Origin of the sequence: Streptomyces sp. NPDC001407, assembly GCF_042895325.1 — a bacterium.
Classification (GTDB): Bacteria; Actinomycetota; Actinomycetes; order Streptomycetales; family Streptomycetaceae; genus Streptomyces.
Genome location: NZ_JBIAWF010000001.1, coordinates 462,840 through 487,067, shown reverse-complemented (window position 1 = coordinate 487,067; position 24,228 = coordinate 462,840). Strand labels below are relative to the sequence as shown.

General features: G+C 72.5%; 21 protein-coding genes. 13 read left to right on the top strand and 8 right to left on the bottom strand.

What is annotated here, in order from left to right; genetic code table 11:
* Nucleotides 1-181 precede the first annotated feature (181 nt).
* The gene (locus tag ACFY1P_RS02170) at nucleotides 182-2,398 is read right to left on the bottom strand and encodes a DEAD/DEAH box helicase (protein WP_390749367.1); all 2,217 of its coding nucleotides are present in this window, start codon (nucleotides 2,396-2,398) and stop codon (nucleotides 182-184) included.
* Nucleotides 2,399-2,914: 516 nt separating this feature from the next.
* Here ACFY1P_RS02170 and ACFY1P_RS02165 point away from each other — a divergent pair.
* A complete protein-coding gene (locus ACFY1P_RS02165; RefSeq protein ID WP_361534615.1) occupies nucleotides 2,915-3,661 on the top strand; it encodes a ferritin-like fold-containing protein in 747 nt (248 codons plus the stop codon).
* Between the two features lie 63 nt (nucleotides 3,662-3,724).
* Here ACFY1P_RS02165 and ACFY1P_RS02160 read toward each other — a convergent pair whose 3' ends face one another.
* From ACFY1P_RS02160 to ACFY1P_RS02145, 4 genes are all read right to left on the bottom strand, one after another.
* Nucleotides 3,725-4,003, bottom strand: a complete 279-nt coding sequence (locus ACFY1P_RS02160) for a hypothetical protein (RefSeq protein ID WP_361534612.1) — start codon at nucleotides 4,001-4,003, stop codon at nucleotides 3,725-3,727.
* Nucleotides 4,004-4,201: 198 nt separating this feature from the next.
* The gene (locus ACFY1P_RS02155) at nucleotides 4,202-4,429 is read right to left on the bottom strand and encodes a DUF3107 domain-containing protein (protein WP_215083509.1); all 228 of its coding nucleotides are present in this window, start codon (nucleotides 4,427-4,429) and stop codon (nucleotides 4,202-4,204) included.
* A 119-nt stretch (nucleotides 4,430-4,548) separates the two neighbouring features.
* Nucleotides 4,549-5,184 carry a TetR/AcrR family transcriptional regulator gene (locus tag ACFY1P_RS02150; RefSeq protein WP_361534609.1) on the bottom strand — a complete coding sequence of 212 codons (636 nt, stop codon included), beginning with the start codon at nucleotides 5,182-5,184 and terminating at the stop codon, nucleotides 4,549-4,551.
* Nucleotides 5,185-5,383: 199 nt separating this feature from the next.
* Nucleotides 5,384-5,602 carry a hypothetical protein gene (locus tag ACFY1P_RS02145; protein WP_361534606.1) on the bottom strand — a complete coding sequence of 73 codons (219 nt, stop codon included), beginning with the start codon at nucleotides 5,600-5,602 and terminating at the stop codon, nucleotides 5,384-5,386.
* Nucleotides 5,603-5,745: 143 nt separating this feature from the next.
* On the opposite strand from ACFY1P_RS02145, the gene ACFY1P_RS02140 reads away from it, so the two are divergent.
* From ACFY1P_RS02140 to moeZ, 12 genes are all read left to right on the top strand, one after another.
* Entirely contained in the window at nucleotides 5,746-6,732 is a 987-nt protein-coding gene (locus ACFY1P_RS02140) for an alpha/beta hydrolase (RefSeq protein WP_361534603.1), read from the top strand.
* Nucleotides 6,725-8,038, top strand: coding sequence for a DUF3152 domain-containing protein (locus ACFY1P_RS02135; protein ID WP_390749366.1), 1,314 nt, complete (start codon nucleotides 6,725-6,727; stop codon nucleotides 8,036-8,038). Before ACFY1P_RS02140 ends, ACFY1P_RS02135 begins: the two co-directional genes overlap by 8 nt.
* 156 nt (nucleotides 8,039-8,194) lie before the next feature.
* Nucleotides 8,195-8,287 carry an Ms4533A family Cys-rich leader peptide gene (locus ACFY1P_RS02130; RefSeq protein ID WP_311775550.1) on the top strand — a complete coding sequence of 31 codons (93 nt, stop codon included), beginning with the start codon at nucleotides 8,195-8,197 and terminating at the stop codon, nucleotides 8,285-8,287.
* Between the two features lie 163 nt (nucleotides 8,288-8,450).
* Nucleotides 8,451-10,169 carry an ABC transporter substrate-binding protein gene (locus ACFY1P_RS02125; RefSeq protein WP_390749365.1) on the top strand — a complete coding sequence of 573 codons (1,719 nt, stop codon included), beginning with the start codon at nucleotides 8,451-8,453 and terminating at the stop codon, nucleotides 10,167-10,169.
* Nucleotides 10,166-11,191: an ABC transporter permease gene (locus ACFY1P_RS02120; protein WP_390749364.1), complete on the top strand. Its 1,026-nt coding sequence runs from the start codon at nucleotides 10,166-10,168 to the stop codon at nucleotides 11,189-11,191. The genes ACFY1P_RS02125 and ACFY1P_RS02120 overlap by 4 nt, the downstream gene beginning before the upstream one ends.
* The gene (locus ACFY1P_RS02115) at nucleotides 11,188-12,177 is read left to right on the top strand and encodes an ABC transporter permease (protein ID WP_361533524.1); all 990 of its coding nucleotides are present in this window, start codon (nucleotides 11,188-11,190) and stop codon (nucleotides 12,175-12,177) included. Before ACFY1P_RS02120 ends, ACFY1P_RS02115 begins: the two co-directional genes overlap by 4 nt.
* Nucleotides 12,174-13,787, top strand: a complete 1,614-nt coding sequence (locus ACFY1P_RS02110) for an ABC transporter ATP-binding protein (protein ID WP_390749363.1) — start codon at nucleotides 12,174-12,176, stop codon at nucleotides 13,785-13,787. The genes ACFY1P_RS02115 and ACFY1P_RS02110 overlap by 4 nt, the downstream gene beginning before the upstream one ends.
* Before the next feature lie 168 nt (nucleotides 13,788-13,955).
* Nucleotides 13,956-15,545 (top strand): DUF3492 domain-containing protein, encoded by a 1,590-nt coding sequence (locus ACFY1P_RS02105; RefSeq protein ID WP_390749362.1) that lies wholly within the window; start codon nucleotides 13,956-13,958, stop codon nucleotides 15,543-15,545.
* Nucleotides 15,542-16,669 carry a hypothetical protein gene (locus ACFY1P_RS02100; protein WP_390749361.1) on the top strand — a complete coding sequence of 376 codons (1,128 nt, stop codon included), beginning with the start codon at nucleotides 15,542-15,544 and terminating at the stop codon, nucleotides 16,667-16,669. Before ACFY1P_RS02105 ends, ACFY1P_RS02100 begins: the two co-directional genes overlap by 4 nt.
* Nucleotides 16,670-16,715: 46 nt before the next feature.
* On the top strand, nucleotides 16,716-17,630 hold the full coding sequence (locus ACFY1P_RS02095; RefSeq protein ID WP_366002751.1) for an NAD-dependent epimerase/dehydratase family protein: 915 nt from the start codon (nucleotides 16,716-16,718) through the stop codon (nucleotides 17,628-17,630).
* On the top strand, nucleotides 17,618-18,397 hold the full coding sequence (locus tag ACFY1P_RS02090; protein ID WP_390749360.1) for a spherulation-specific family 4 protein: 780 nt from the start codon (nucleotides 17,618-17,620) through the stop codon (nucleotides 18,395-18,397). The genes ACFY1P_RS02095 and ACFY1P_RS02090 overlap by 13 nt, the downstream gene beginning before the upstream one ends.
* A gap of 79 nt (nucleotides 18,398-18,476) precedes the next feature.
* Nucleotides 18,477-19,655, top strand: a complete 1,179-nt coding sequence (gene moeZ, locus ACFY1P_RS02085; protein WP_361530973.1) for an adenylyltransferase/sulfurtransferase MoeZ — start codon at nucleotides 18,477-18,479, stop codon at nucleotides 19,653-19,655.
* 127 nt (nucleotides 19,656-19,782) lie between these two features.
* On the opposite strand, the gene ACFY1P_RS02080 is transcribed toward moeZ, so the two are convergent.
* From ACFY1P_RS02080 to ACFY1P_RS02070, 3 genes are all read right to left on the bottom strand, one after another.
* Nucleotides 19,783-21,333 carry an alpha/beta hydrolase gene (locus ACFY1P_RS02080; protein WP_390749359.1) on the bottom strand — a complete coding sequence of 517 codons (1,551 nt, stop codon included), beginning with the start codon at nucleotides 21,331-21,333 and terminating at the stop codon, nucleotides 19,783-19,785.
* A 53-nt stretch (nucleotides 21,334-21,386) separates the two neighbouring features.
* Nucleotides 21,387-22,472 (bottom strand): hypothetical protein, encoded by a 1,086-nt coding sequence (locus ACFY1P_RS02075; protein ID WP_361530979.1) that lies wholly within the window; start codon nucleotides 22,470-22,472, stop codon nucleotides 21,387-21,389.
* Between the two features lie 107 nt (nucleotides 22,473-22,579).
* On the bottom strand, nucleotides 22,580-24,145 hold the full coding sequence (locus tag ACFY1P_RS02070) for an alpha/beta hydrolase (RefSeq protein WP_390749358.1): 1,566 nt from the start codon (nucleotides 24,143-24,145) through the stop codon (nucleotides 22,580-22,582).
* Between the last annotated feature and the right edge of the window lie 83 nt (nucleotides 24,146-24,228).

Here is a 24,228-nt window from a genome sequence, read left to right as displayed (position 1 = left end):
GAGTCTGGGGGAGGTAGCTGGGGGAGGCAACGGACCCCCAGTTCGGGGTCTGGGGCAGCGCCCCAGTTTCGGGAAGGGGCGGGGTGGGGGAACAAAGCCCGCCGCAAGCGCAGCGGACCCGCACCCGGAAAACGCGACGGCCGGTCCCCACAGGGGACCGGCCGTCGTCAGAAGCAGAGCGTCAGCTCGCGGCAACCTTCGGCGCCGCCGCCTTACGCGTCCGCTTCACAGGAGCCTCCGCCCCATCCACCTTCGGCGCAGCCGCCTTGCGCGTGCGCTTCGGCTTCTCTTCGGCCTCGACGGCGTCAGCCTTGGGTGCAGCTGCCTTGCGGGTCCGCTTCGGCTTCTCCTCAGCCTCAACGGCCTCGGCCTTGGGTGCGGCTGCCTTGCGGGTCCGCTTGGGCTTCTCCTCTGCCTCGACGGCGTCGGCCTTCGGCGCAGCCGCCTTGCGGGTGCGCTTGGGCTTCTCTTCCGACTCGACGGCGTCGGCCTTCGGCGCAGCCGCCTTGCGGGTCCGCTTCGGCTTGTCCTCGGCCTCGACGGCGTCGGCCTTCGGCGCAGCCGCCTTACGCGTGCGCTTCGGCTTCTCCTCGACCTCAACGGCCTCGGCCTTGGGTGCGGCTGCCTTGCGGGTCCGCTTCGGCTTCTCCTCGACCTCGGCGACCTCGACAGCCTCGGCCTTCGGCGCAGCCGTCTTGCGGACGCGCTTCCGCTCGGCCGGAGCCGGCTCCGTCGCCTGGGACGGGATCGTGGCCGTGGCCGTGGTGGAAGCGGCGGCCAGGGCCCTGGCCGCCGTCTCGACGGTCTGGAAACCGGGCTCGGACGCGTCCGTGGACAGCGGCTTCACCATGCGCGGGCGACGGCGGCGCGGCTGCTCGGGCTCGGCAGCGGCAGCCGCGACGGGAGCCGGAGCCGGAGCGGCCGCGGTCGTCGTCGTGGGGGCGGCGGCCGACGACGCGCTGTGGCGCGTACGGCGACGGCGGCGCGGCTTCGAGGGCGTCTCGGGAGCACCCTCGGCCACCGGCTGTGCGGCGGGGCGCTCGGCCACGGGCGTCGCGGCGACGGCGGCGGCCGGCGCCTCCGCGCCCGCCGTCGCACCGCCACGCGTGCGGCGGCGCTGGCGCGGGGTGCGGGTGCGCGCGGGGCGCTCCTCCTCCACCGCGGCGGCGGCCTGCTTCGGGCCGCGGCCACGGGCACCGCGGCCGCCCGTCTCGCCGAGGTCCTCGATCTCCTCCGCCGCGAGCCCGGCACGGGTCCGCTCGGAGCGCGGCAGTATGCCCTTGGTCCCCGCGGGGATGTTCAGCAGTTCGTAGAGGTGCGGGGAGGTGGAGTACGTCTCCTCCGGCTCGTCGAACGGCAGGTCCAGCGCCTTGTTGATCAGCTTCCAGCGCGGGATGTCGTCCCAGTCGACGAGGGTGACGGCCGTACCCGACTTGCCCGCGCGGCCCGTACGGCCGATGCGGTGCAGGTAGGTCTTCTCGTCCTCGGGGGACTGGTAGTTGATGACGTGCGTGACGTTGTCGACGTCGATGCCGCGGGCGGCGACGTCGGTGCAGACCAGCACGTCGACCTTGCCGTTGCGGAAGGCGCGCAGCGCCTGCTCGCGGGCGCCCTGGCCGAGGTCGCCGTGGACCGCGCCGGAGGCGAAGCCGCGGCGGGCCAGCTGGTCGGCGATGTCGGCGGCCGTGCGCTTCGTACGGCAGAAGACCATCGCGAGGGCGCGCTCCTCGGCCTGGAGGATGCGGGCGACCAGCTCCGGCTTGTCCATGTTGTGCGCGCGGAAGACGTGCTGCGTGATGTTGGCGACGGTCTGGCCCTCGTCGTCCGGCGCGGTGGCGCGGATGTGCGTGGGCTGCGACATGTAGCGCCGCGCGAGGTTGATGACGGCGCCCGGCATGGTGGCCGAGAAGAGCATCGTCTGACGCTTGGCCGGCAGCATCATCATGATCCGCTCGACGTCGGGCAGGAAGCCCAGGTCGAGCATCTCGTCGGCCTCGTCCAGGACGAGGGCCTTGACGTGCGAGAGGTCCAGCTTCTTCTGGCCGGCGAGGTCGAGCAGGCGGCCGGGGGTGCCGACGATGACGTCGACGCCCTTCTTGAGCGCCTCGACCTGCGGCTCGTAGGCACGGCCGCCGTAGATCGCGAGCACGCGGACGTTGCGGACCTTGCCGGCGGTGAGGAGGTCGTTGGTGACCTGCTGGCACAGCTCGCGGGTGGGGACGACCACGAGCGCCTGCGGGGCGTCGGTGAGCTGCTCGGGCTTCGCCCGGCCGGCCTCGACGTCCGCGGGGACGACGACGCGCTCCAGCAGGGGGAGGCCGAAGCCCAGCGTCTTTCCGGTGCCGGTCTTGGCCTGGCCGATGACGTCCGAGCCCGACAGGGCCACGGGGAGCGTCATCTCCTGGATGGGGAAGGGATGGACGATGCCGACGGCTTCAAGGGCTTCGGCGGTCTCGGGAAGAATCCCGATTTCTCGGAAGGTGGAGAGAGTAGACAGGATCTTGCCTCTTCTGTGAGACGCGGCGCGAGGCGGCGAAGGGGGTCGTACGTACCGCGCCGGGTTACTGTCCGGCCTGGGGAAGCCGGGTGACGCGCGGGACCACTGCCTTCGCTCTTGCACACGTGCCGCGAGCGGATCCCTCCAGGCGCATGCGTCTCGCATGTGCCGCACGGAGGGCGGTCGGTTTTGGAAGCCGATCGGGCCACCGACCGGGCATCCGCTGGAGATCCGGGGGCCGGGCGAGTGACGCCACCGGAAGACACAGCATGGGACAGCCCGCCGAATACTCGGCAGGCGCATTACCACTGTACCCCGGAAACACGCATGTGTGTCCGGACAATCCTTCGGACAGATGAGGAGGAACTGGCTGACCAGGGCCTTCCCCCTGCTGTCGGGCGAGCTATTGTGCGCTCCATGGAGACGCCCGACAACGCTGAGAACGCCACCGAGCCCGCAGCCGCCCACACCGGAATCGCCGCCCAGGACTGGTCCCGGGCCGCCGCCGACCCGCAGTACCGGGCGGCGGTGGTGGATCTGCTGGGCGCCCTCGCCTACGGCGAGCTGGCCGCCTTCGAACGGCTCGCGGAGGACGCCAAGCTGGCGCCGACGCTGGACGACAAGGCTGAGCTGGCGAAGATGGCCGCGGCGGAGTTCCAGCACTTCCAGCGGCTGCGCGACCGCCTGACGGCCATCGACGTGGACCCGACCGGCGCGATGCAGCCCTTCGCGGCGGCGCTGGACGAGTTCCACCGCCAGACGGCGCCCTCGGACTGGCTGGAGGGCCTGGTCAAGGCGTATGTCGGCGACTCGATCGCCAGTGACTTCTACCGTGAGGTCGCCGCCCGCCTGGACTCCGACACCCGCGCCCTGGTGCTGACCGTGCTGGACGACACCGGCCACGCGAGCTTCGCGGTCGAGAAGGTCCGCGCTGCGATCGAGGCGGAGCCCCGCGTGGGCGGCAGGCTCGCGCTGTGGGCGCGGCGGCTGATGGGCGAGGCGCTCTCGCAGGCGCAGCGCGTGGTGGCCGACCGTGACGCGCTGTCGACGATGCTGGTGGGCGGCGTGGCCGACGGCTTCGACCTCGCCGAGGTCGGCAAGATGTTCTCCCGGATCACCGAGGCGCACACCAAGCGGATGGCCGCGCTGGGCCTGGCCGCCTGATCCGCCTCGCCCGTCCGGCCGCACGCGGCGCACGACGCGCCCCCGGAGCCGGGCGGGCCCGGGTCAGGCGGTGGCTGACCGGCGGGGCTGCTCGCCCTGCCGCACCAGCAGGGACAGCAGCGCGACGGACACGCCGAGCGAGACGGCGAGGACGGCCGGGGTGTGACCGGGGCCCAGCACGGAGTGGGCGATCAGGGCGCCGAAGAGCGCCGCGACCGGACCCGTGGCCAGCGCCAGGCTCCGCGGGCGGAACTGCCCGTACCGCGCGGGCAGCCAGCGCAGGGCTCCGTAGGAGACGGCGAGGCCGATGAGGACCGAGCCGAGCGCTTCCCAGAGGATCATGGTCACTTCCTCCCGTGCCGAGATCGTGCGAGATCGAGGAGCAGGTGCAAATCGGTCGAAGCCGTACTACCCCCCGGACGGGCCCGGCAACCCTCCGCGGGGCCGCTCCTGTCGGCTGTGACATCGGCTATGACAACGGCGGGGCCCCGGTGAATTCCCCACCGGGGCCCCGCCGTTCGCACGCGCGTGCGCGCTCGCTCAGAGCGCGCTGAAACCGACCTTACGGGCGGTCGGCTCGCCGATCTCCACATAGGCCAGGCGGTCGGCCGGAACCAGGACCTTGCGGCCGTGGTCGTCCACCAGGCTCAGCAGCTGCGCCTTGCCGCCGAGCGCGTCGGCAACCGCGCGCTCGACCTCTTCGGCAGACTGCCCGCTCTCGAGAACGATCTCGCGGGGCGCGTGCTGCACGCCGATCTTGACCTCCACGGCTTATGTCCCTCCGAAGGTTTGGGGTCCCGTACGTTCCACACACTAGCCCGGTACGGACGCGAGCCGAGCGGGTGCGTCCACGCTGGCAGCGAACACCGCCCGGCGGGGAGGGCCGCTCAGTGCTCGGCGGGGTTCTTCGGGAAGCCCGCGATGCCGCGCCACGCCAGCGACGTCAGCAGCTGCACCGCGGTGTCGCGCGGCACGCAGCTCTCGCTGGAGAGCCAGTAGCGGGCCACGACCTGGGAGACGCCGCCCAGCCCGACGGCCAGCAGCATCGCCTCGTCCTTCGAGAGGCCGGTGTCCTCGGCGATGACGTCGCTGATCTCCTGCGCGCACTCCAGCGACACCTTGTCGACGCGCTCGCGCACGGCCGGCTCGTTGGTGAGGTCCGACTCGAAGACCAGCCGGAAGGCGCCGCCCTCGTCCTCCACGTACGCGAAATAGGCGTCCATGGTGGCCGCCACGCGCAGCTTGTTGTCGGTGGTCGAGGCGAGCGCGGTGCGGACCGCGGTCAGCAGGGCCTCGCAGTGCTGGTCCAGCAGGGCCAGATAGAGGTCCAGCTTGCCGGGGAAGTGCTGGTAGAGGACCGGCTTGCTGACACCGGCGCGCTCGGCGATGTCGTCCATCGCCGCGGCGTGGTAACCCTGTGCGACAAAGACTTCCTGGGCCGCGCCCAGCAGCTGGTTGCGTCGGGCTCGGCGCGGCAGACGCGTGCCACGCGGCCGCGCCTCGGTCTGCTCGATGGCTGTCACGCCGCCTCCCATGATTTTTCCCTGCACGGTGTGCACCGCGCCCGCCATCGTACTTTTGGGTAACCGGGCCGTGCGTGGTCGGAGCGGAGAATTTCATGTACCGGACGCTGTGGGAAGTCAACAAAATCCCGACAATTGACGCGCACGTCACTCCCGCGTCCCCCGGTATCGCCCGGAAGGGGACGCTCCGGGCTGCGCCTCAGCGGTAGTCGTCCTCGTCCAGCTCCACCACCCGGGCCTGCTCGGCGCGGTCGGCCTCGTTCGCGGCCCCCGGGTCGATGTGGGACAGCGGGTCGTCCCGGTGCGGGGTGATGTCGGCGTGCTGCTCGGCGGCGTCCGCCTCCGGAGCCTCGACATCGAACTCCGAGGTGTCGGTCTCTTCCTCGAACGTGTCCGGATCGGACGGATCAACGGTCATGCGGTACCCCTTCTCAGGGAGGTTCAGGGAGGAAGCCCTCTTACTGCGTGGTACGAGCCTAGGAGAGGCGGCCCCGCGACGCCAGGTGATCTGTGACGCCCGCCACAGGAGTCCCGGCGTGATCGTCTCGTAACATTGCCGGCATGTCTTCGACCGAGTCGCCGGATGCCCGCGCCGTTCCCGTGGTGCCGCCCGGGCGGCCCTCGTGGGTCAGCCGGGGCGAGGAGGTCCGCACGGTGACGCTGCCGGGCGTCACCCTGGCGGTGCGCTCCCGGAAGCCCGCGCAGGAGGGGCTGCCGCCCGCGCTCTACGTGCACGGGCTCGGCGGCTCCTCGCAGAACTGGTCCGGGCTCATGGACCGGCTCTCCGGCCACGTCGACGGCGAGGCCCTCGACCTGCCGGGCTTCGGTGACTCACCGCCACCGGACGACCGGGACCTGTCCATCACCGGCTGCGCCCGCGTGGTCATCCGGTATCTGGACGCCGCCGGGCGCGGACCCGTGCACCTCTTCGGCAATTCGATGGGCGGCGCGGTGGCCACGCGCGTCGCCGCCGTACGCCCCGACCTGGTCCGCACGCTCACCCTGATCTCGCCCGCCCTCCCCGAGCTGCGCCCGCAGCGCACGGCGGTGCCCACCGGACTGCTCGCCGTGCCGGGGATCGTCTCCCTCTTCGCCCGCGCGACCAAGGACTGGACACCCGAGAGGCGCACCCGCGAGGTGCTCGCGCTCTGTTACGGGGACCCCGGACGAGTGACACCGGAGGAGTTCGAACGTGCCGTCGCGGAATTCGAGCGGCGGCTGGAGCTGCCCTACTTCTGGGACGTCATGGCGCGGGCCGCGCGCGGCATAGTCGATTCGTACACACTCGGTGGCCAGCATTCGCTGTGGCGTCAGGCTGAGCGGGTGCTTGCCCCTACGCTGCTCGTCTACGGAAAGCGCGACCACCTCGTCTCCTTCCGCATGGCACACCGCGCGAGCAAGACTTTCCGCGACTCGCGGTTGCTGACGCTCCTGGAATCAGGACATGTCGCCATGATGGAGGACCCGGACGCGGTGGCTCGTGCCTTCCGCGACCTCCTCACGGACACCGCCGCCACTGCTGAACGGAGCGCTACGCCTCGTGGGTAAGCACAGCGCACGCGCCTCCCATCCCACCCGCCGGCTCCCGGCCGCCGGGGCCGAGGGGGGGACGGGACGCCGATCGGCCCCGCCTGCCGAGGGGGCCGACGCCGCCGAGGAGCCCTCCCCGGAGGGCGTCAGTACGGACGGGGCGCGCACCCCGTCCGGAGAGCCGTCCGCGGCCGGGGGTCATCCCGAGACGCGGGCGCAGGGTGTCGGCTGGGGCGTCATCGGCGTGCAGCGCGGCCAGGGCGCGGGCCGGCCGGCAGGCTACGGAGCCTCCTGGACCCCGGGATACGCCACTGAGTACGAGCCCCTGACGGAGTCTGCCCAGCAGCCCTCGGGGTATGCCTCCGCGGCCTACTGGCAGGGCGGCCCGCCCGCGGCGCCCGCCGCCCCGGCCCCGGATCCCGCCGCACCCGCCGCCACCGTGGTCCCCGCGCGCGTGCCCGCGCCGCGGCCCGAGGCGAGCGGCGTGGCCTCACGGCGCCGGGCCACCCCCGAGAAGTCGGGCCAGGGCGTGGCGCGGACCGCCACCGGCGTCGCCGCCGCCCTGGTGACGGCCGTGCTGGCGGTGATCGTCGCAGGTCAGGTGGACGACAGCACGGACAGCAAGGCGCAGGCGCGGTCCGCGGACGTCGAGCGGAGCAGCCCGGACGCGGCCTCCCGCTCCGACAGCAGGCCGACGCCCGACGGCGGCGCCGTGGCGCGGGCCGGCTACGACGAGCAGATGGCCCGGAAGTACCCGCTCGACGAGAAGGCCCACGGATCGGGTGATTTCGAGACCGTGGGCGGCCACGACAAGGCCCCTGGTAAGGGTGAAGTGCTGCGGTATCGCGTTGACGTGGAAAAGGGCCTTCCGCTCGACGGCGCGCTCTTCGCGGAGGCCGTCCAGCGGACGCTGAACGACGACCGCAGCTGGGGCCACGGCGGCACCCGCACCTTCGAACGCGTCTCCTCCGGGCACGCCGACTTCGTCATCACCCTCGCCAGCCCCGGCACGACGGCGGCATGGTGCGCCAAGTCGGGCCTGGACACCACGGAGGACAACGTCTCCTGCGACTCCGCGGCCACCGACCGGGTCATGATCAACGCCTATCGGTGGGCGCAGGGCGCCCAGACGTACGGCGACAAGATGCTCATGTACCGGCAGATGCTGATCAACCACGAGGTCGGGCACCGGCTCGGGCACGACCACGAGGGCTGCACCAAGGAGGGCGCCCTCGCGCCGGTGATGATGCAGCAGACGAAGTTCCTGAAGTCGGAGAACGGGCTGACCTGCCGGCCGAACCCCTGGCCCTTCCCCACGGCATGAGCGGCGGACGGGCCGGTTCCATGAACCGGCCCGCATCCGTCCCGGCTCCTGCCATGTCCGGCATGTCATGATCCAATGTCTCGTTGCCCGAGACGTTTCATCTCTGTTGCTGAGACACCTTTGCTGCCGGGCGAAAATTCGTTCAATCTTCTACGCATGTCGCACCACCACGCCTCCGAGAACGCCGGCTTCGAGCTGGCGCTGATCGGCGTGGCCGCGCACGCAGTCGCCGACATTCTCTGTCGCTGAGACCGCTCTTTTCCCCCGCGTACTTCCGCGTTGCGCCCTCGCGCATTAGCGTCGCGTCCGCCGGGGGCGGTCCCGCGTTCGTCCGCGCGCTCCTCAACCGCCTTCCGTGGGTGCATTCCGCTCGCATTCGTCCCCTCGTGTCCCGCGAAAGGCTCTCCTCGTCATGCGTCAACTTCCCGCCATATCCCGCCGCGTCGCCGCGGCAGCCGTCAGTGTGGCCCTGCTCGGAGGCGCGGCGGCGTGCGGTCCGGAGAAGAGCGGCGACGCCAAGGGCGGCGCCGGCGGCACGCCGCAGAAGGGCGGCACCCTGACCGTCCTCAACAGACAGCCGCAGAAGCAGTTCGACCCCGCCCGGCTCTACACCTCCGGCGGCGGCAACGTCCCCTCGCTCGTCTTCCGCACGCTCACCACCCGCCACCGCGCGAACGGCGCCGAGGGCACCAAGGTCGTGCCCGACCTCGCCACCGACACCGGCACGCCCAGCGACGACGCCAAGGTCTGGACGTTCCGGCTCAAGGACGGCTTGAAGTACGAGGACGGCTCGCCCATCACCACCGCCGACATCAAGTACGGCATCGAGCGCTCCTTCGCCCCCGAACTCTCCGGCGGCGCCCCCTACCTGCGCGACTGGCTGGTCGGCGGCGAGGACTACCAGGGCGTCTACAAGAACCCCAAGGGCCTCGACTCCATCGAGACCCCGGACGCCCGGACCATCGTCTTCCACCTGCGCAAGTCCGAGGGCGACTTCCCCTTCGTCGCCACCCAGACCCAGTTCGCCCCCGTGCCCAAGGCCAAGGACGCCGGTGCGAAGTACGCCGAACACCCGGTCTCCTCCGGCCCGTACAAGGTCGTCAAGAACACGGGCGACGGCGAGCACCTGGTGCTGGAGCGCAACACCAACTGGTCGGAGGACACCGACAAGGAGCGCCACGCCTACCCCGACACGATCGACGTGCAGGCGGGCCTGAACTCCGCGGTCATCAACCAGCGGCTCGCCAGCGGCCAGGGCGCGGACGCCGCCGCCATCACCACGGACAACAACCTCGGTCCGGCCGAACTCGCGCAGGTCACCGGCGACAAGAAGCTCGCCGACCGGGTCGGCACCGGCCACTTCGGCTACACCAACTACCTCGCCTTCAACCCCAAGGCGAAGCCGTTCGACAACCCCAAGGTCCGCCAGGCGATCGCCTACGCGATCAACCGCACCAGCGTGGTGAACGCGGCGGGCGGCTCCTCGCTCGCCGAGCCGGCGACGACCTTCCTGCCCAACCAGAAGTCCTTCGGCTACACGCCCTACGACCCCTTCCCGGCGGGCGCCACGGGCAACCCGGAGAAGGCCAAGGAGCTGCTGAAGGAGGCCGGTTACGACAACGGCCTGGAGATCACGCTCACGCACTCCACCGCACAGGACTTCGAGACCAGCCCCGAGATCGCCACGGCGGTCCAGGCGGCGCTCAAGCAGGCCGGCATCACGGTCAAGCTCCAGGGCCTGGAGTTCAACGACTACGACGAGAAGGTCCACAAGGTCGCGACGCAGCCGGACCTCTTCCTCGGCCACTGGGGCGCCGACTGGCCGTCCGGCGGTCCCTTCCTCGCCCCCATCTTCGACGGCCGGCAGATCGTCAAGGACGGCTCGAACTACAACTCGGCCCAGCTCGACGACTCCAAGGTCAACGACGAGATCGACGGCATCAACAAGATCACCGACCTCGGCGCCGCCGCGAAGCGCTGGGGCGCGCTCGACAAGGCGATCGGTGAGCAGGCCCTGACCGTGCCGCTCTTCCACCCCGTCTACAAGCGCCTCTTCGGTAAGGACGTCAAGAACGTCGTCATCAGCGACTGGACCGGCGTCCTCGACATCTCGCAGGTCGCGGTCAAGTGACGGACATCGTCGGCACCACGGAGCCGGGGGCGGTGACTCCCGCGGTGACCCCCGCAGGGGCTGCCGCCTCCGGCGCCCGGCAGGTGTGGCGGCGGCTGCGCGCACGTAAGTCCGCGCTGGTCGCCGCCGCCCTGCTGGGCCTGCTCGTCCTCCTCGCCCTCGGCGCGCCCCTGCTGGCCGCGCTGGAGGGCCAGGACGTCAACGCCTACCACGACACCCTGGTCGACTCCGCGCGCGGCGGCGTCCCGCTGGGCTCCTTCGGCGGCGTCAGCGCCGACCACTGGCTCGGCGTCGAACCGGGCACCGGACGCGACCTGTTCGTCCGGCTCCTGTACGGCGCCCGGGTCTCGCTCATGGTCGCCGTCGGCGCGACCCTGGTGCAGGTGCTCGTCGCCGTCACTGTGGGGATCGCCGCCGCGCTCGGCAACCGCTTCGTGGACAGCCTGCTCAGCCGGATCACCGAGGTGATGATCGCGCTGCCGCTGCTGGTCTTCGCGATCGCGCTGACGGCCGTGGTCCCCACCGACTTCCCCCGGCCCGTCCTGCTCATCCTCGTGATCGGCCTGATCGCCTGGGGCGGCCTCGCGCGGGTCGTCCGCGCCCAGGCGCTCAGCCTGAAGAAGCTCGACTACGTGTCGGCCGCGTGGCTCGCCGGCGGCTCGACCTGGCGCATCGCCCGGCGCGAACTGCTGCCCGGACTGGCCGCACCCGTGATCACCTACGCGGTCTACCTGCTCCCGTCCAACATCGTCCTGGAGGCGTCCATGTCGTTCCTCGGCGTCGGCGTCAAGCCTCCGACCCCCTCCTGGGGGCAGATGCTCTCGTCGGCCACGACGTGGTTCCGCGCGGACCCCATGTACGTGGTGCTCCCGGCGCTGCTGCTGTTCGTCACCACGCTCGCCTTCACCGTCCTCGGTGACGCCGTGCGCGTCGCGCTCGACCCGCGCGAGGCCTCCCGGCTGCGGGTCGGCCGTGCCAGGAAGCGCGAGGCCGCCGGCCCCGCGGCGGGAGGGACGGCATGACCCTCTACTTCCTGCGCCGCGCGCTCGGCGCCGTCCTCGTGCTCCTGGTGATCTCCGTGGTCATCTACGCGACCTTCTACGTCGCCCCCGGCGACCCCGCGAAGCTCGCGTGCGGACCGCGCTGCAGCCCCGAACAGCTGCGCCAGGTGAGGGACCAACTCAGCCTCGACGACCCGGTGTACGTGCAGTACTGGCACTTTCTCCAGAGCATCTTCGTTGGGCACGACTACTCCACCGGCACCGGCGTGACCCACTGCGAGGCGCCCTGCCTCGGCCTGTCGTACCAGAACGACCAGCAGGTCACCGATCTGATCGCGCAGCGCCTGCCCGCCACCCTCTCCCTCGCGTCCGGCGCGATGGTGCTGTGGCTGCTGCTGGGCGTCGGCACCGGCCTGCTGTCCGTCGCCCGGCGCGGCGGAATCGTCGAGCGCCTGCTCACCTGGTTCACCCTCGCCGGCATCGCGACCCCGGTCTTCATCAGCGGCCTCGCGCTGCTGATGGTCTTCTGCGCGTATCTGGAGTGGCTGCCCTTCCCGTCCTACGTGGCGCTGACCGACGACCCCGAGCAGTGGGCCTGGAACATGCTGCTGCCCTGGGTCGCGCTCGCCCTGCTCGAATCCGCGAAGTACGCCCGGATGACGCGGAGCGCCATGCTGGAGACCCTCGCCGAGGACCACGTGCGCACCTTCCGCGCCTACGGCGTCACCGAGCGCGCGATCATCGGCAAGCACGCGCTGCGTGGTGCGATCGCGCCCGTCATCGCGATGTCGGCCGTCGACTTCGGGTCGATGCTGGGCGGCGCGATGCTCACCGAGACGATGTTCGGCCTGCCCGGCATCGGACAACTCCTCGTGCGCGCGGTGCAGACCGTCGACCTGCCGGTCGTCGTCGCCCTCGTCATGCTCATCGGCGCCGCCGTGGTGATCGCCAACATCGTCGGCGACCTGCTCTACGCCGTCGCCGACCGAAGGGTGGCCCTGCGATGACCGAACCCCTGGTGAAGGTCACCGACCTCGCCGTCTCCTTCCCCACGGGCGACGGCTTCGTACGCGCCGTGGACGGGCTCTCCTTCGAGCTCGCCCAGGGCGGGGCGCTCGCCCTCGTCGGCGAGTCCGGCTCCGGCAAGAGCACCGTGGCGTACGGGCTGCTCGGGCTCCACCGCTCCACCGGCGCCCGCGTCACCGGTGACGTACGGGTGGCGGGCCACGACCTGCTCACCGCCGGCGAGGCCGAACTGCGGGAGGTGCGCGGCGGGGTGGCGGCCATGGTCTTCCAGGACCCGCTCTCCTCGCTCGACCCCTATCAGGCCATCGGCGACCAGATCGCCGAGGTCCACCGCGTCCACCGGCGCGGCACGAGCCGGCGCGCCGCCCGCGCCCGCGCCGTCGAGGTGCTCGACCGGGTGGGCATCCCGGACGCGCACCGGCGCTCGCGCTCGCGCCCGCACGAGTTCAGCGGCGGCATGCGCCAGCGCGCCCTCATCGCGATGGCGCTCGCCTGCGAGCCCCGCCTCCTGGTGGCCGACGAACCCACCACCGCTCTCGACGTGACCGTGCAGGCGCAGATCCTCGGCCTGCTGCGCGAACTGCGCGCCGAGACAGGCATGGGTCTGATCCTCGTCACCCACGATCTGGGCGTGGCCGCCGACAGTGTCGACGAACTGCTGGTGATGAAGGACGGCCGGGCCGTCGAGCGCGGCGCGGTCCGCGAGATCCTCGACGCGCCCGGCGAGGACTACACACGTGACCTGTTGACGGCCGTCCCGCGGATAAACGTCCGCCGTCCAGGTGTACGCCCGACGGAGACCGACGACGCGGTCCTGCTCGAAGCCACCGGCCTGACCCGGGAGTTCGGGCGCGGCAAGCGGGCCGTCACCGCCGTCGACCAGGTCTCGCTGACCGTGCGTGCCGGGGAGACCGTCGGCGTCGTGGGGGAGTCCGGCAGCGGCAAGACGACACTGGGACGGATGCTCGTACGGCTGCTGGAGCCCACCGGCGGTGAACTGCGCTACCAGGGGCGGGACATCGGCGGGCTCGGTACGGGCCGGCTGCGGCCCTTCCGCTCCGAGCTTCAGATGGTCTTCCAGGACCCCGTCTCCTCGCTCAACCCGCGCCGCAGCATCGGCGAGTCCATCGCCGACCCGCTGCGCGTGGCCGGGAAGCTCACGGACGCCGAGATCGTCGCCCGGGTGCGCGAACTGCTGGAGCGGGTCGGGCTCGACCCCGGCGCCTACGACCGCTATCCGCACGAGTTCAGCGGCGGCCAGCGGCAGCGGGTCGGCATCGCGCGGGCGCTCGCGCCCGAGCCCAAGCTCATCGTCTGCGACGAGCCGGTGTCCGCCCTCGACGTCACCACCCAGGCGCAGGTCGTGAAGCTGCTCGGGGAGCTCCAGCGCGACCTCGGGCTTGCCCTCGTCTTCATCGCCCACGACCTCGCCGTCGTGCGCCAGGTCAGCGACCGGCTGATCGTGATGCGCGGCGGGCGGATCGTGGAGGAGGGACCGGCGGACACCGTCTACGAGAACCCCCGGCACCCCTATACTCAGGGCCTCCTGGCGGCCGTGCCGCGGCTCGAACAGGAGGAAGCCGCCGCATAGCGCGAAGCAACGTCCCATCTCCGGGAAAGTCACCTCTGTTCACCCCTTCCGGTGGCGCGACGGACAACCGTCCGTCGCGCCCCGTGGCGGCGCGCATAGCGTGCTCCCGCTGCCGTACGGCAGCGGCCGGCGTGGCCACAGTGGACAGACGGGGGTGCGTGCGTGCGTGTGGGACTCCTCACGGAGGGTGGGTATCCGTATGCCGCGGGTGAGGGCGGTCAGTGGTGCGACCAACTGGTGCGCGGGCTGGCCGGGCACGAGTTCGAGATCTATGCGCTGAGCCGGGGCGCCCGCCAGGAGCGCTGCGGGTGGTACGGCCTGCCGGAGCAGGTCCGGCGGGTGCGCACGGCCCCCCTGTGGGGCGACCCGCCGGAGGCCCTGGAGGGGGCGCCGGGAGGGGCGTACGGCAAGCGCGAACGGCGCCGGTTCGGCGAGCACTTCGCGGAGCTCGCGGCGGCCGTCGGTTCGGTCGGTGCGCCCCTCTCCGACCCGGCCGACGACTCGGGTCCCACCGGCTGCTCCAGCGATCAGGCGTACCGTTTCGCCGACGCTCTCCACGGCCTCGCCGACCTGGCGTACGACGCCGGAGGACTCGGCCCGGCCCTCCGCTCCGAACAGGCCCTGCGCGCACTGGAGTCGGCCTGCCGCGCGCCCGGCGCACACCCCGCGGTCTACGGCACCCGCGTCGCCGATCTGCTCGCCGCCTCCGCGCTGCTGGAGCGCGCGCTGCGGCCGCTCTCCCTCGACTGGTACGGCGCCACCGAAGGCGACCGGGGGCTCGCCGCCGTCGACCTCTGCCACGCCACCTCCGCCGGGCCCGCCGCACTCCCGGGCCTGCTGGCCAAGCGCTTCTTCGGTACCCCGCTCCTCGTCACCGAGTACGAGGTCCGGCTCCGCGCCTACTACCTCAACAGCGCCGCCAGCGCCGCGGGCCTCTCCCTGCCCGTACGCACCCTGCTCGCCGCCTTCCACCGGCTGCTGACCGCCGAGGTCTACCGCCAGGCCGACCTCGTCACCCCCGGCGACGCCCAGGTGCGGCGCTGGCAGGAGCGCTGCGGAGCCGACCGCGAACGGCTGCGCACCGTGCCGCCCGGAGTCGACGAGCGGCCCTTCGAGGAGGTCGGCGAGGGCGCCGAAGGCACGGTCGTCGACGACGGGCGCACGCTCGTGTGGGCGGGCGGGCGCACCGAGCCGTATCTGTGGGAGGCCCTCGACATAGTGCGCGAGGTCGAGCCCGGCGTCCGGCTGCGGGTCGTCGGCAGCCCGCTGCCCGGCAACCAGCCGCCCGACGGCGTCCGCTTCGAGGAGGCCGCGAGCCCGGAGACGTACGCGGCGGGCAGCGTCGTACTCGCCGGGGCCGCGGACGGCTTCCCGCTGCCGCTGGTGGAGGCGATGTTCTGCGGGCGCGCCACCGTCTCACCGGACGCCGGCACCGTCCGCGAAGTCATCGGCGGCACCGGCCTGGTCGTCCCGCCGCGCGCCCCCCGCGAGCTCGCCGACGCCTGCCTCGCCCTCCTGCGCGACCCCGAGCGGCGCGCCCGCCTCGGCGCGGCCGCGCGCGCCCGGGCCCTCGAACTCTTCACCGTCGAACGGCACGTGACGGCCTTCGGCGGCATCTACCTCGAACTCATCTCCCACGCACCGGTGCGGCAGGACGCCCCCGCCGACCCGGCGGTCCCCTTCGCCCACGCCGCCGGAGCGCACCCCCCGCTCTCTTGGTCCCCGCGCCAGGCACCCACCTGGGCGGGCCGCCGATGAGCACACCCCTGCGCGACAGCAGCGCACCGACGGCCGCCGGCATACCCTCCGCCGGCACCACCACCGCGGCACCCGCCGACCCGGTGAAGGCGCTCCTGCACCGCCACCGCGAACTGTGCGTCCGGGCGGTCGACCCGCTGGAGATCGCGGCGGTCCTGGAGGCCCGGGGCATCGCCGAACGCGTGGCCGCGGACTGCCGGCACCGTGACGTCTTCTCCCTCGCCGAAGAGCTCTACGCGCGCGTGCGCCGCGACCCGGCACCGGCCGCATGGAGCTCCGGCGGACCCGCGGCACCCGGGCGAGCCGCCCCCGCGCCCCCTCCGGGCCCGGACGGCTGGTGGACCGCCGGGCGGTGCGCGGCCCTCTGGCTGGTGGCCTACGCACTCCTCGGCGACCCCCTGCTCACCGTGCTGCTCGACGGCCACCCGGCCGTCCGGCTCGACCTGCCGCGCGCGCTGGCGGCCGCCGCCCCCACCGCCGTCGCACTGGCCTGCGCCGTCGCGCTGGCCGCCTGGTGCGCGCGCTGGTACGCCGTGCGCGTGTGCCACGCCCTGACGGTCAGCCGCACCCTCGGGGCGTTCCGTACGCGCGCCTGGCCCGTCCTCGTGACCGCGACCGGGCTGTTCCTCGGCGCGCTGCTCGCGCTCCTGTGGGCCCTGCACGCCGCACTGGACCGGCACGCCCTCCCGTATCCCGCGGCCACGCCCGCCGCCACCACGGCACTCGGCGGGCTGCTCTTCCTCGCCCGGCTGGCGGCCGTGCGCGGCTGCGCCAGAGCGGCCGCCCTCGCCGTCCTCACCGCCTGCGCCGCCGAAGCCGTGCCCCTGCTCGGGGCCTGGCTGCCGGGCGGCGGCGGGCCCGCGGGGGCGCTCGCCAGAGCCGCCTGCGCCCACGGCCCCGCCGTCATACCCCTCGTGGCCTGCGCCGCGCCCGCGCTCGTCCTGCTGGGCCACGCCCTCCCCGCGCTGTCCCGGGCCTCCGCCCACCGGCGGGCCGCGACCGCGGCCACCGGCCTCACCGACCCCGCCGACCCGGGCACCTCCCCCCTGCCGCAGGCACCGGGGGCCCCGGCCCGGCCACCGCACCCCGAGCCGCACACCCCGTCAGAGGAGCAAGCAAGATGACCGTTCACCCCACCCGCACCGCCGGGCGAGAGCGAGGGCGCGACCGATGAGGGTCCTGTTGCTCGGCGCCAACGGCTACCTCGGCCGCTACGTGGCCGACCGGCTGCTCGCCGACCCCGCCGTCCAGCTCACCGCCCTCGGCCGCGGCGACGACGCGGACGTCCGCTTCGACCTCGCCAGCGGCAGCCCCGGAGCACTCACCCGCTTCCTCAACGCCGTCCACCCCGGCGTCGTGATCAACTGCGCGGGCGCCACCCGCGGCGGCGCCCGCGACCTCACCCGGCACAACACCGTCGCGGTCGCCACCGTCTGCGAGTCGCTGCGCCGCAGCGGCTGCGGCGCCCGCCTGGTCCAGGTGGGCTGCTCCTCCGAGTACGGCCCCTCGCAGCCCGGCTCCTCCACCGCCGAGGACGCCGTGCCGCGCCCCGGCGGCCCGTACGGCGTCAGCAAGCTCGCCGCCACCGAACTCGTGCTGGGCTCCGGGCTCGACGCCATCGTCCTGCGGGTCTTCTCGCCCGTCGGACCCGGCACGCCCGCCGGGTCGCCGCTCGGCCGGCTCGCCGACGCCATGCGGCGCGCCATGCAGAGCGGCGACAGCGAGCTGAAGCTCAGCGGCCTCGGCGTGCAGCGGGACTTCGTCGACGTGCGGGACGTCGCCCGCGCCGTGCACGCCGCCTCCCTGTCCGCCGCCCAGGGCGCCGTCAACATCGGCACCGGCCGCGCGGTGCGCCTGCGGGACGCGGCGTCCCTGCTGGCCAGGGTCGCGGGCTTCGGCGGCGCCCTGCACGAGCTGGACGACCCGCACCTGGGCTCCCCGCCCGCGTACCCCTATCCGGACGGCTGCGGCAGCTGGCAGCAGGCCGACGTCCGTACCGCCCGCGACCGGCTCGGCTGGCGCCCCAGAATCGGGCTGGAGGAATCACTGGCCGACATCTGGATGGAGGCGGCGTGTCGCATCTGAGCCCCTCGGGCCACCGGCGTGCCGCGCACGCAGCCGCCCGGCCGCTGCGCTTCGGCGTACCCGGCTTTGCCCACCCGCTGCTCGCGCCCGCCGAGTGGGGCGAGCTCGTGCGCCCCGATGTGCCCGTGGACTGGGTGGTGTTCGGGACCGGGGCGCTGGGGGAGTGCGGCAAGGCGTCGGGCGGCCCCGGCACCCGCCCGGACCCGCACTGCCTCGCCGCCGCCGGCCGGCTGCGCGAGGCGGGCGTCCGCATTCTGGGACACCTGGACGCGGCCTTCGGGGAGCGGCCCTTCGCGGAGCTGCTGTCGGAGGCCCAGCGCTACCTCAACTGGTACAAGGTGGACGGCTTCTCGGTGGACGCCGCGCCCACGGACCCGGCCGCGCTCCCCGGTACCCGGCGCACCGTCGCGGGCCTGCGCACGCTGCTGGAGCGCGCCTATGTCGTGCTCCAGCACGGCACCCACCCCTGCCCCGCCTACGCCGGTCTCGCCGACCAGTTGGTGACCTTCCGGGGGCCGTGGTCCGCGTACCGCCGCTCGCGGGTGCCCGACTGGACGGCCGCCCACCCGCCGGAGCGCTTCTGCCACCTCGTGCACGGCGTGCCCCGGCAGCACCTGGACGAGGCCCTGCGCACCGCCCGCGGGCAGGGCGCGGGCACGGTCTACCTCACCGACCGCTCGGATCAGGACGAATCGGACCCCTGGGAGGTGATGCCCGGCTACTGGGACGATCTCGTCTCGCGCATCGGACCTGGTGTCTCGGAATGAGGCGGGGCGTGGCAGTGTTACGCCGAAGAGCACCCCGCACCTGCGGGGACGACCCTTCCGTCCGACCTACGGAGACCCCGTGTCGCTGCCACCCCTAGTCGAACCGGCTGCCGAGCTCACCGTTGACGAGGTTCGCAGGTACTCCCGCCACCTGATCATCCCGGACGTGGGGATGGACGGGCAGAAGCGGCTGAAGAACGCCAAGGTGCTCTGTGTGGGTGCGGGCGGTCTGGGGTCGCCGGCGCTGATGTATCTGGCGGCGGCGGGCGTGGGCACGCTCGGCATCGTGGAGTTCGACGAGGTCGACGAGTCCAACCTCCAGCGGCAGATCATCCACAGCCAGGCCGACATCGGGCGCTCCAAGGCGGAGTCCGCCCGCGACTCGGTGAAGGGGATCAACCCCTATGTGAACGTCGTCCTCCACCAGGAGCGCCTGGAGGCGGAGAACGTCAAGGAGATCTTCTCCCAGTACGACCTGATCGTGGACGGCACCGACAACTTCGCCACCCGCTATCTCGTCAATGACGCCTGCGTCCTGCTGAACAAGCCGTACGTCTGGGGTTCGATCTACCGCTTCGACGGCCAGGCGTCGGTCTTCTGGTCCGAGCACGGCCCCTGCTACCGCTGCCTCTACCCCGAGCCCCCGCCGCCGGGCATGGTGCCCTCCTGCGCCGAGGGCGGCGTCCTGGGCGTGCTGTGCGCCTCGATCGGCTCGATCCAGGTCAACGAGGCGATCAAGCTGCTGGCCGGGATAGGCGAGCCGCTGGTGGGCCGACTGATGATCTACGACGCCCTGGAGATGACCTACCGCCAGGTCAAGGTCCGCAAGGACCCCGGCTGCGCGGTCTGCGGGGAGAACCCGACGGTCACCGAGCTCATCGACTACGAGGCGTTCTGCGGCGTCGTCTCCGAGGAGGCCCAGGAAGCGGCCATGGGCTCGACGATCACTCCCAAGCAGCTCAAGGAGTGGATCGACGGCGGCGAGACCATCGACATCATCGACGTCCGCGAGCCCAACGAGTACGAGATCGTCTCCATCCCGGGCGCCCGGCTGATCCCGAAGAACGAGTTCCTGATGGGCAACGCCCTCCAGGACCTGCCGCAGGACAAGAAGATCGTCCTGCACTGCAAGACGGGTGTCCGCTCCGCGGAGGTGCTGGCCGTCCTGAAGTCCGCGGGCTTCTCGGACGCGGTGCACGTGGGCGGCGGCGTCATCGGCTGGGTGAACCAGATCGAGCCGGAGAAGCCGGTGTATTAGTCCGGGGTTTTCGGCTGGTGCGGGTGGTCCTCCGCGGGCCGTCGTTCCCGCACCACCGCTTCGCGGCGGAGTCCTCGAACGCCGGACGGGCTTGTTGGTCGCCTGTCCGGCGTTTCGCGGTTTCCTGTCACGAACAGGTGGTCCCCTCGGACGGGACCTTGCCGTCCAGGAGATAGCCGTTGACCGCGTCGACCATGCACGGGTTGCCGCTGTTGTACGCCCCGTGCCCCTCGCCCTTGTACGTCACCTCGACACCCACGCCCTTGCCGAGCTGACGGGCCATCTGCTGCGCACCGGCGTAAGGCGTCGCCGGGTCACCGGTGTTGCCGACGACGACGATCGGCGCCGCGCCCCGGGCGCTCACGTCCGGCGTCTTCCAGCTGCCCTTGACCGGCCAGCCGGTGCAGCCGAGCAGGGACCAGGCGGCGCTCTCCCCGAAGACCGGTGAGGCGGCCCGGAACTGCGGGAGGTACTTCTTCACGTCGTCGACCGTGTAGCGCTGTTCGGCGTCGACGCAGGAGATGGCCCGGTTGGCCGCCTGGAGGTTGCTGTAGTGGCCGTCGGGGTTGCGGCCGTTGAGGGCGTCGAAGAGCACCAGCAGGGTGTTGCCGGTGCCCTTGGTGGTGGCCTCCCGGAGGCCGGAGGTCAGATAGCGCCAGGTGTCCTTGGAGTAGAGCGCGGACGCGATGCCGTTGACGGCCTCGTCCTGGGTGAGCTTGCGCCCCTGCGTGGTGGGCAGCGGGTTCGCGTCGAGGTCCTTCAGCAGGGCGGTGATGCGCTCCTGCGGGACGCAGCCGGCCTGCGGGGTGCGGGTGGCGCAGTCCTTGAGGTAGTCGTCGAGGGCGAGCTGGAAGCCCTTGGTCTGCCCGAGGCTGCCCTGCACGGGGTCCTGCGTCGGGTCGACGACGGCGTCGAGGACCGCCCGGCCCACGTTCTTGGGGAACAAGTGGGCGTAGACGCCGCCCAGTTCGGTGCCGTACGAGATGCCGAAGTAGTGCAGCTTGTCGTCGCCCAGGGCGGCACGTAGCCGGTCCATGTCGCGGGCGGCGTTCACGGTGCCCACGTGGGGGAGCAGCTTGGCGGAGTTCTTCGCGCACGCGTCCACGTAGGCCTTGTTGGCCGCCAGGGTCGTGCGGAGCTCCGCGTCGTCGTCCGGGGTGGCGTCGATCTGGGCGGCGGCGTCGAGCTCCTGGTCGCTCTGGCACTTGACGCCCGCGCTGTCGCCCACGCCGCGCGGGTCGAAGCTCACGAGGTCGTAGCGCTCCCGCAGCTTCTCGTAGCTGGCTGCCAGGCCCGGCAGGGTCGTCACCCCGGAGCCGCCCGGTCCGCCGAAGTTGAACACCAGGGAGCCGATCCGGTGATTTTGGTCGCGTGCCTTCACCCGGATGAGTGCCAGGTCGATCTTCTCGCCGTCCGGCTTGGCGTAGTCCAGGGGGACGGCGAGCTTGCCGCACTCCCACTCCTTGCCGGGCGCCTTGCCGTCACCGCCCTGGGCGTCGGTGGGCGCGGCACACGCCGACCAGCGCGGGGCCGCCTGGGTGCCCGAGGGTGCGCCGGTGCCCTTGGCGTCCGTGGTGTCCGACCCGCCGCCGCCACCGCCACCGCACCCGGCGGTGGCGAGGAGGACCGCGAGCGCGGTGGGAAGGAGGGCGCCGGCCCGTGGCCGCAGGGGAGTCATTCCACCGACTCTACGAGGCGAGGGGCCCGCCGTCCTCGTGGCGGGGGGAGCGCTCAGCGGGCGCGCAGGCGCGCACACCCTATGCGCTCGCCCACCGCGTCGACGAAGGCCGGGAACGACCGGCGGGGGTCGTCCAGGCCGGTGTGGGTGCGGCCGGGGCCCGTGCGCATGGTGAAGACCGTGGCGCGGCCGTCGCAGTCGGCACGTATCAGCGCGCCGGTCGCGTCGATCCGGCCGTGCGCCCGCCAGCCGGGGCCGGGCGGGCTGTCGCCGGTGAGGCCGTCGAAGAGGGCGACGATCCTGGGCCTGCCGACCATGGTGAAGCGGGCGGCCCACTGGCCGTCGCCCAAGACCCCGCAGGTCTGGAAGTCGTCGTGGACACTGCCCACGGTGTCGGTCAGCCGGTCGTCCGGGGTGCTCGCGTCCCCGAGACCGGGGATGGCACAACGCCCCGGCGACGCGCTGGGTTTCACCCGTACGGGCCTGGTCGTCGTCGCCCGCGCGTGCAGCCGCATGGGTGGCGCCGACGAGCAACCCGACGCCTTGGCTGCCCGGTTGGCGGCGCTCACCAATAACGCCCCCGTGTTCGCCGGGGACGCGCCGTCGGGGAATCCGGGGCGGGTGGCACGCCCGGCCGTGCCCGTGTAGGAGCTGGTGAAGGTCACGACGGACGGTCTGCCGCGCACGTCGCAGCTCGCGGGCAGCACCAGGGCGCCGGAGCCCGCCGCCGTGAAGCCGGGCAGCCGGCCGGGGAGCGCGGTGTCGCCTCCTTCGAAGAGGCCGTCGAGCCAGGCGCGGCGCGCCACGGCCTCGTCGGGCCCGGTGCCCAGGCGGAGCTCGACCCGCTGCTCGTACGCCCCGGCGCCCTGGCCGCCGCGCCAGCGCAGCGTGCACACGCCGGTGGGGCGGCCGGGCGCGGGCGCGCTCTCCGAGGCGACGCGGTCGTGGTCGCCGCGGTGGAAGAGGCCGCCGTCCTCGGACCAGGCGCCCCAGCAGTACGAGCGCCGGGCGAGCGGGGTGGACTGGGTCTGCCAGAGCGCCACGAGGGCGGCCACCAGCGCGGCGATGGCCAGGAGACCGGTCAGGACCCGGCCCTTGCGGCCGCTGCGGCCGCCGTCGCGAAGCGTGCTGTACGACACCTTGTCCCCCGACCGTCCGTCACGGAACTGCTGTGCGGGCGATCGTAGTGCGGGCCACTGACATTCGATCCATGTCGTTCGGGCCACGGGTGATAGTGCTATGTGTGCTATGAGCAGATCTTACCGGCTTGGGGAACCGTACCTTCCAACAGGTAGGCGTCCACAGCCCCCTTGACGCACGCGTTGCCGCTGTCGTAGGCGCCGTGCCCCTGGCCGCGGAAGGTCAGCTCCACCCCGACGCCCTTCCCGAGCTGCTGCGCCATCCGGTGCGCTCCCTCGTAAGGAGTCGCGGGGTCACCGGTGTTGCCGACGACGAGGACGGGTGCCGCGCCCGGCGCGCTCACGTCGGGCGTCTGCCACTCGCCCTTGACGGGCCAGCCGGTGCACTGTGTGAGGCTCCAGGCCATGAAGTCGCCGAAGACGGCGGACGCCTTGCGGAACTCCGGCACCTTGCCCTCGATCTCAGTCGCGGTGTAGCGCTGCGCGGAGTCGGCACACGTGATGGCGTTGAGGGAGGACTGGAGCGAGCTGTAACGCCCGTCCTGGCCGCGCCCGTTCATGGAGTCCGACAGCGAGAGCAGCAGTCTGCCGTCGCCGTTCCCGGCGTCCTCCAGGCCCTCGGTGAGGTAGTCCCAGAAGTCCTTGGAGTAGAGCGCCTGGGCGATCCCGCCGGTGGCGAGGGAACGCGTCAGCATGCGGCCGCCCGCGCCGGGGATCGGCTTCCTGTCCAGCTGGTTCAGCAGGTCGCTGATCTGCTGCTCGGTGGGGCAGTTGTCGGATGTCTTCACGCAGGCTTCCATGTAGTTGCCCAGCGCGAGCTGGAAGCCCTTCGCCTGGCCGAGGGCGCCCTGCACGGGGTCGCTCGTCGGGTCCACGACGCCGTCGAAGAGGGCGCGGCCCACCCTGGCCGGAAACAAGTGCGCGTAGACGCCGCCGAGTTCGGTGCCGTACGACACTCCGAAGTAGTGCAGCTTCTCCTCGCCCAGCGCCTGGCGCATCAGGTCCATGTCGCGGGCGGCGTTCGTCGTCCCCACGTAGGGCAGGACCTTCCCCGAGTGCTTCGCGCACGCGGCGGCGTAACCCGCCACCCGGTCCACGAGGGCCTTCTCCTTCTGCTTGGTGTCCGGGGTGACGTCGGCCGCGTAGTAGGCGTCGAGTTCCTTGTCGCTCAGACAGGTGACCCCGCTGCTGCGGCCCACCCCGCGCGGGTCGAAGCTCACGAGGTCGTAGCGCGTGCGCAGCTTCTTGTAGTCGTCGGCGAACGCCGGGAGTGTGGTCACCCCGGAGCCGCCGGGGCCACCGAAGTTGAAGACCAGCGAGCCGATCCGGTGGGCCGGGTCCGTGGCCTTCGCGCGGATCATCGCGATGTCGATCGTCTCGCCCTTGGGGGCCGCGTAGTCGAGCGGTGCCTTCAGGGTCGCGCACTCCCATTCGCCGCCGGGCGCCTTGTTCGTCGTGCCGCCCTGGCTGCCGCTCGGTGCGGGGCACGCCTTCCACGCCGGCTTCTGGCCGTCCGAGACGTTCGCCACCGGCTTGTCGTCGCTCCCGCCGCAACCGGCGGCCGTGGTGACCGCCGCCATGGTCAGCAACACGGTGGTGAGCAGGCCCCCGGCCCTGAACGGTCTGGACACAGCGGCACTCCCGGGGGTCGACGGCAGGCGTTGGACTGCCATCGTCCGGGCGGCCGGTGAGGGGCGCGCGCGGTGCGGGCGTACGGGTTAGTAGTGGGCCACCGGGGCGACCGCCCCGCGTGGCG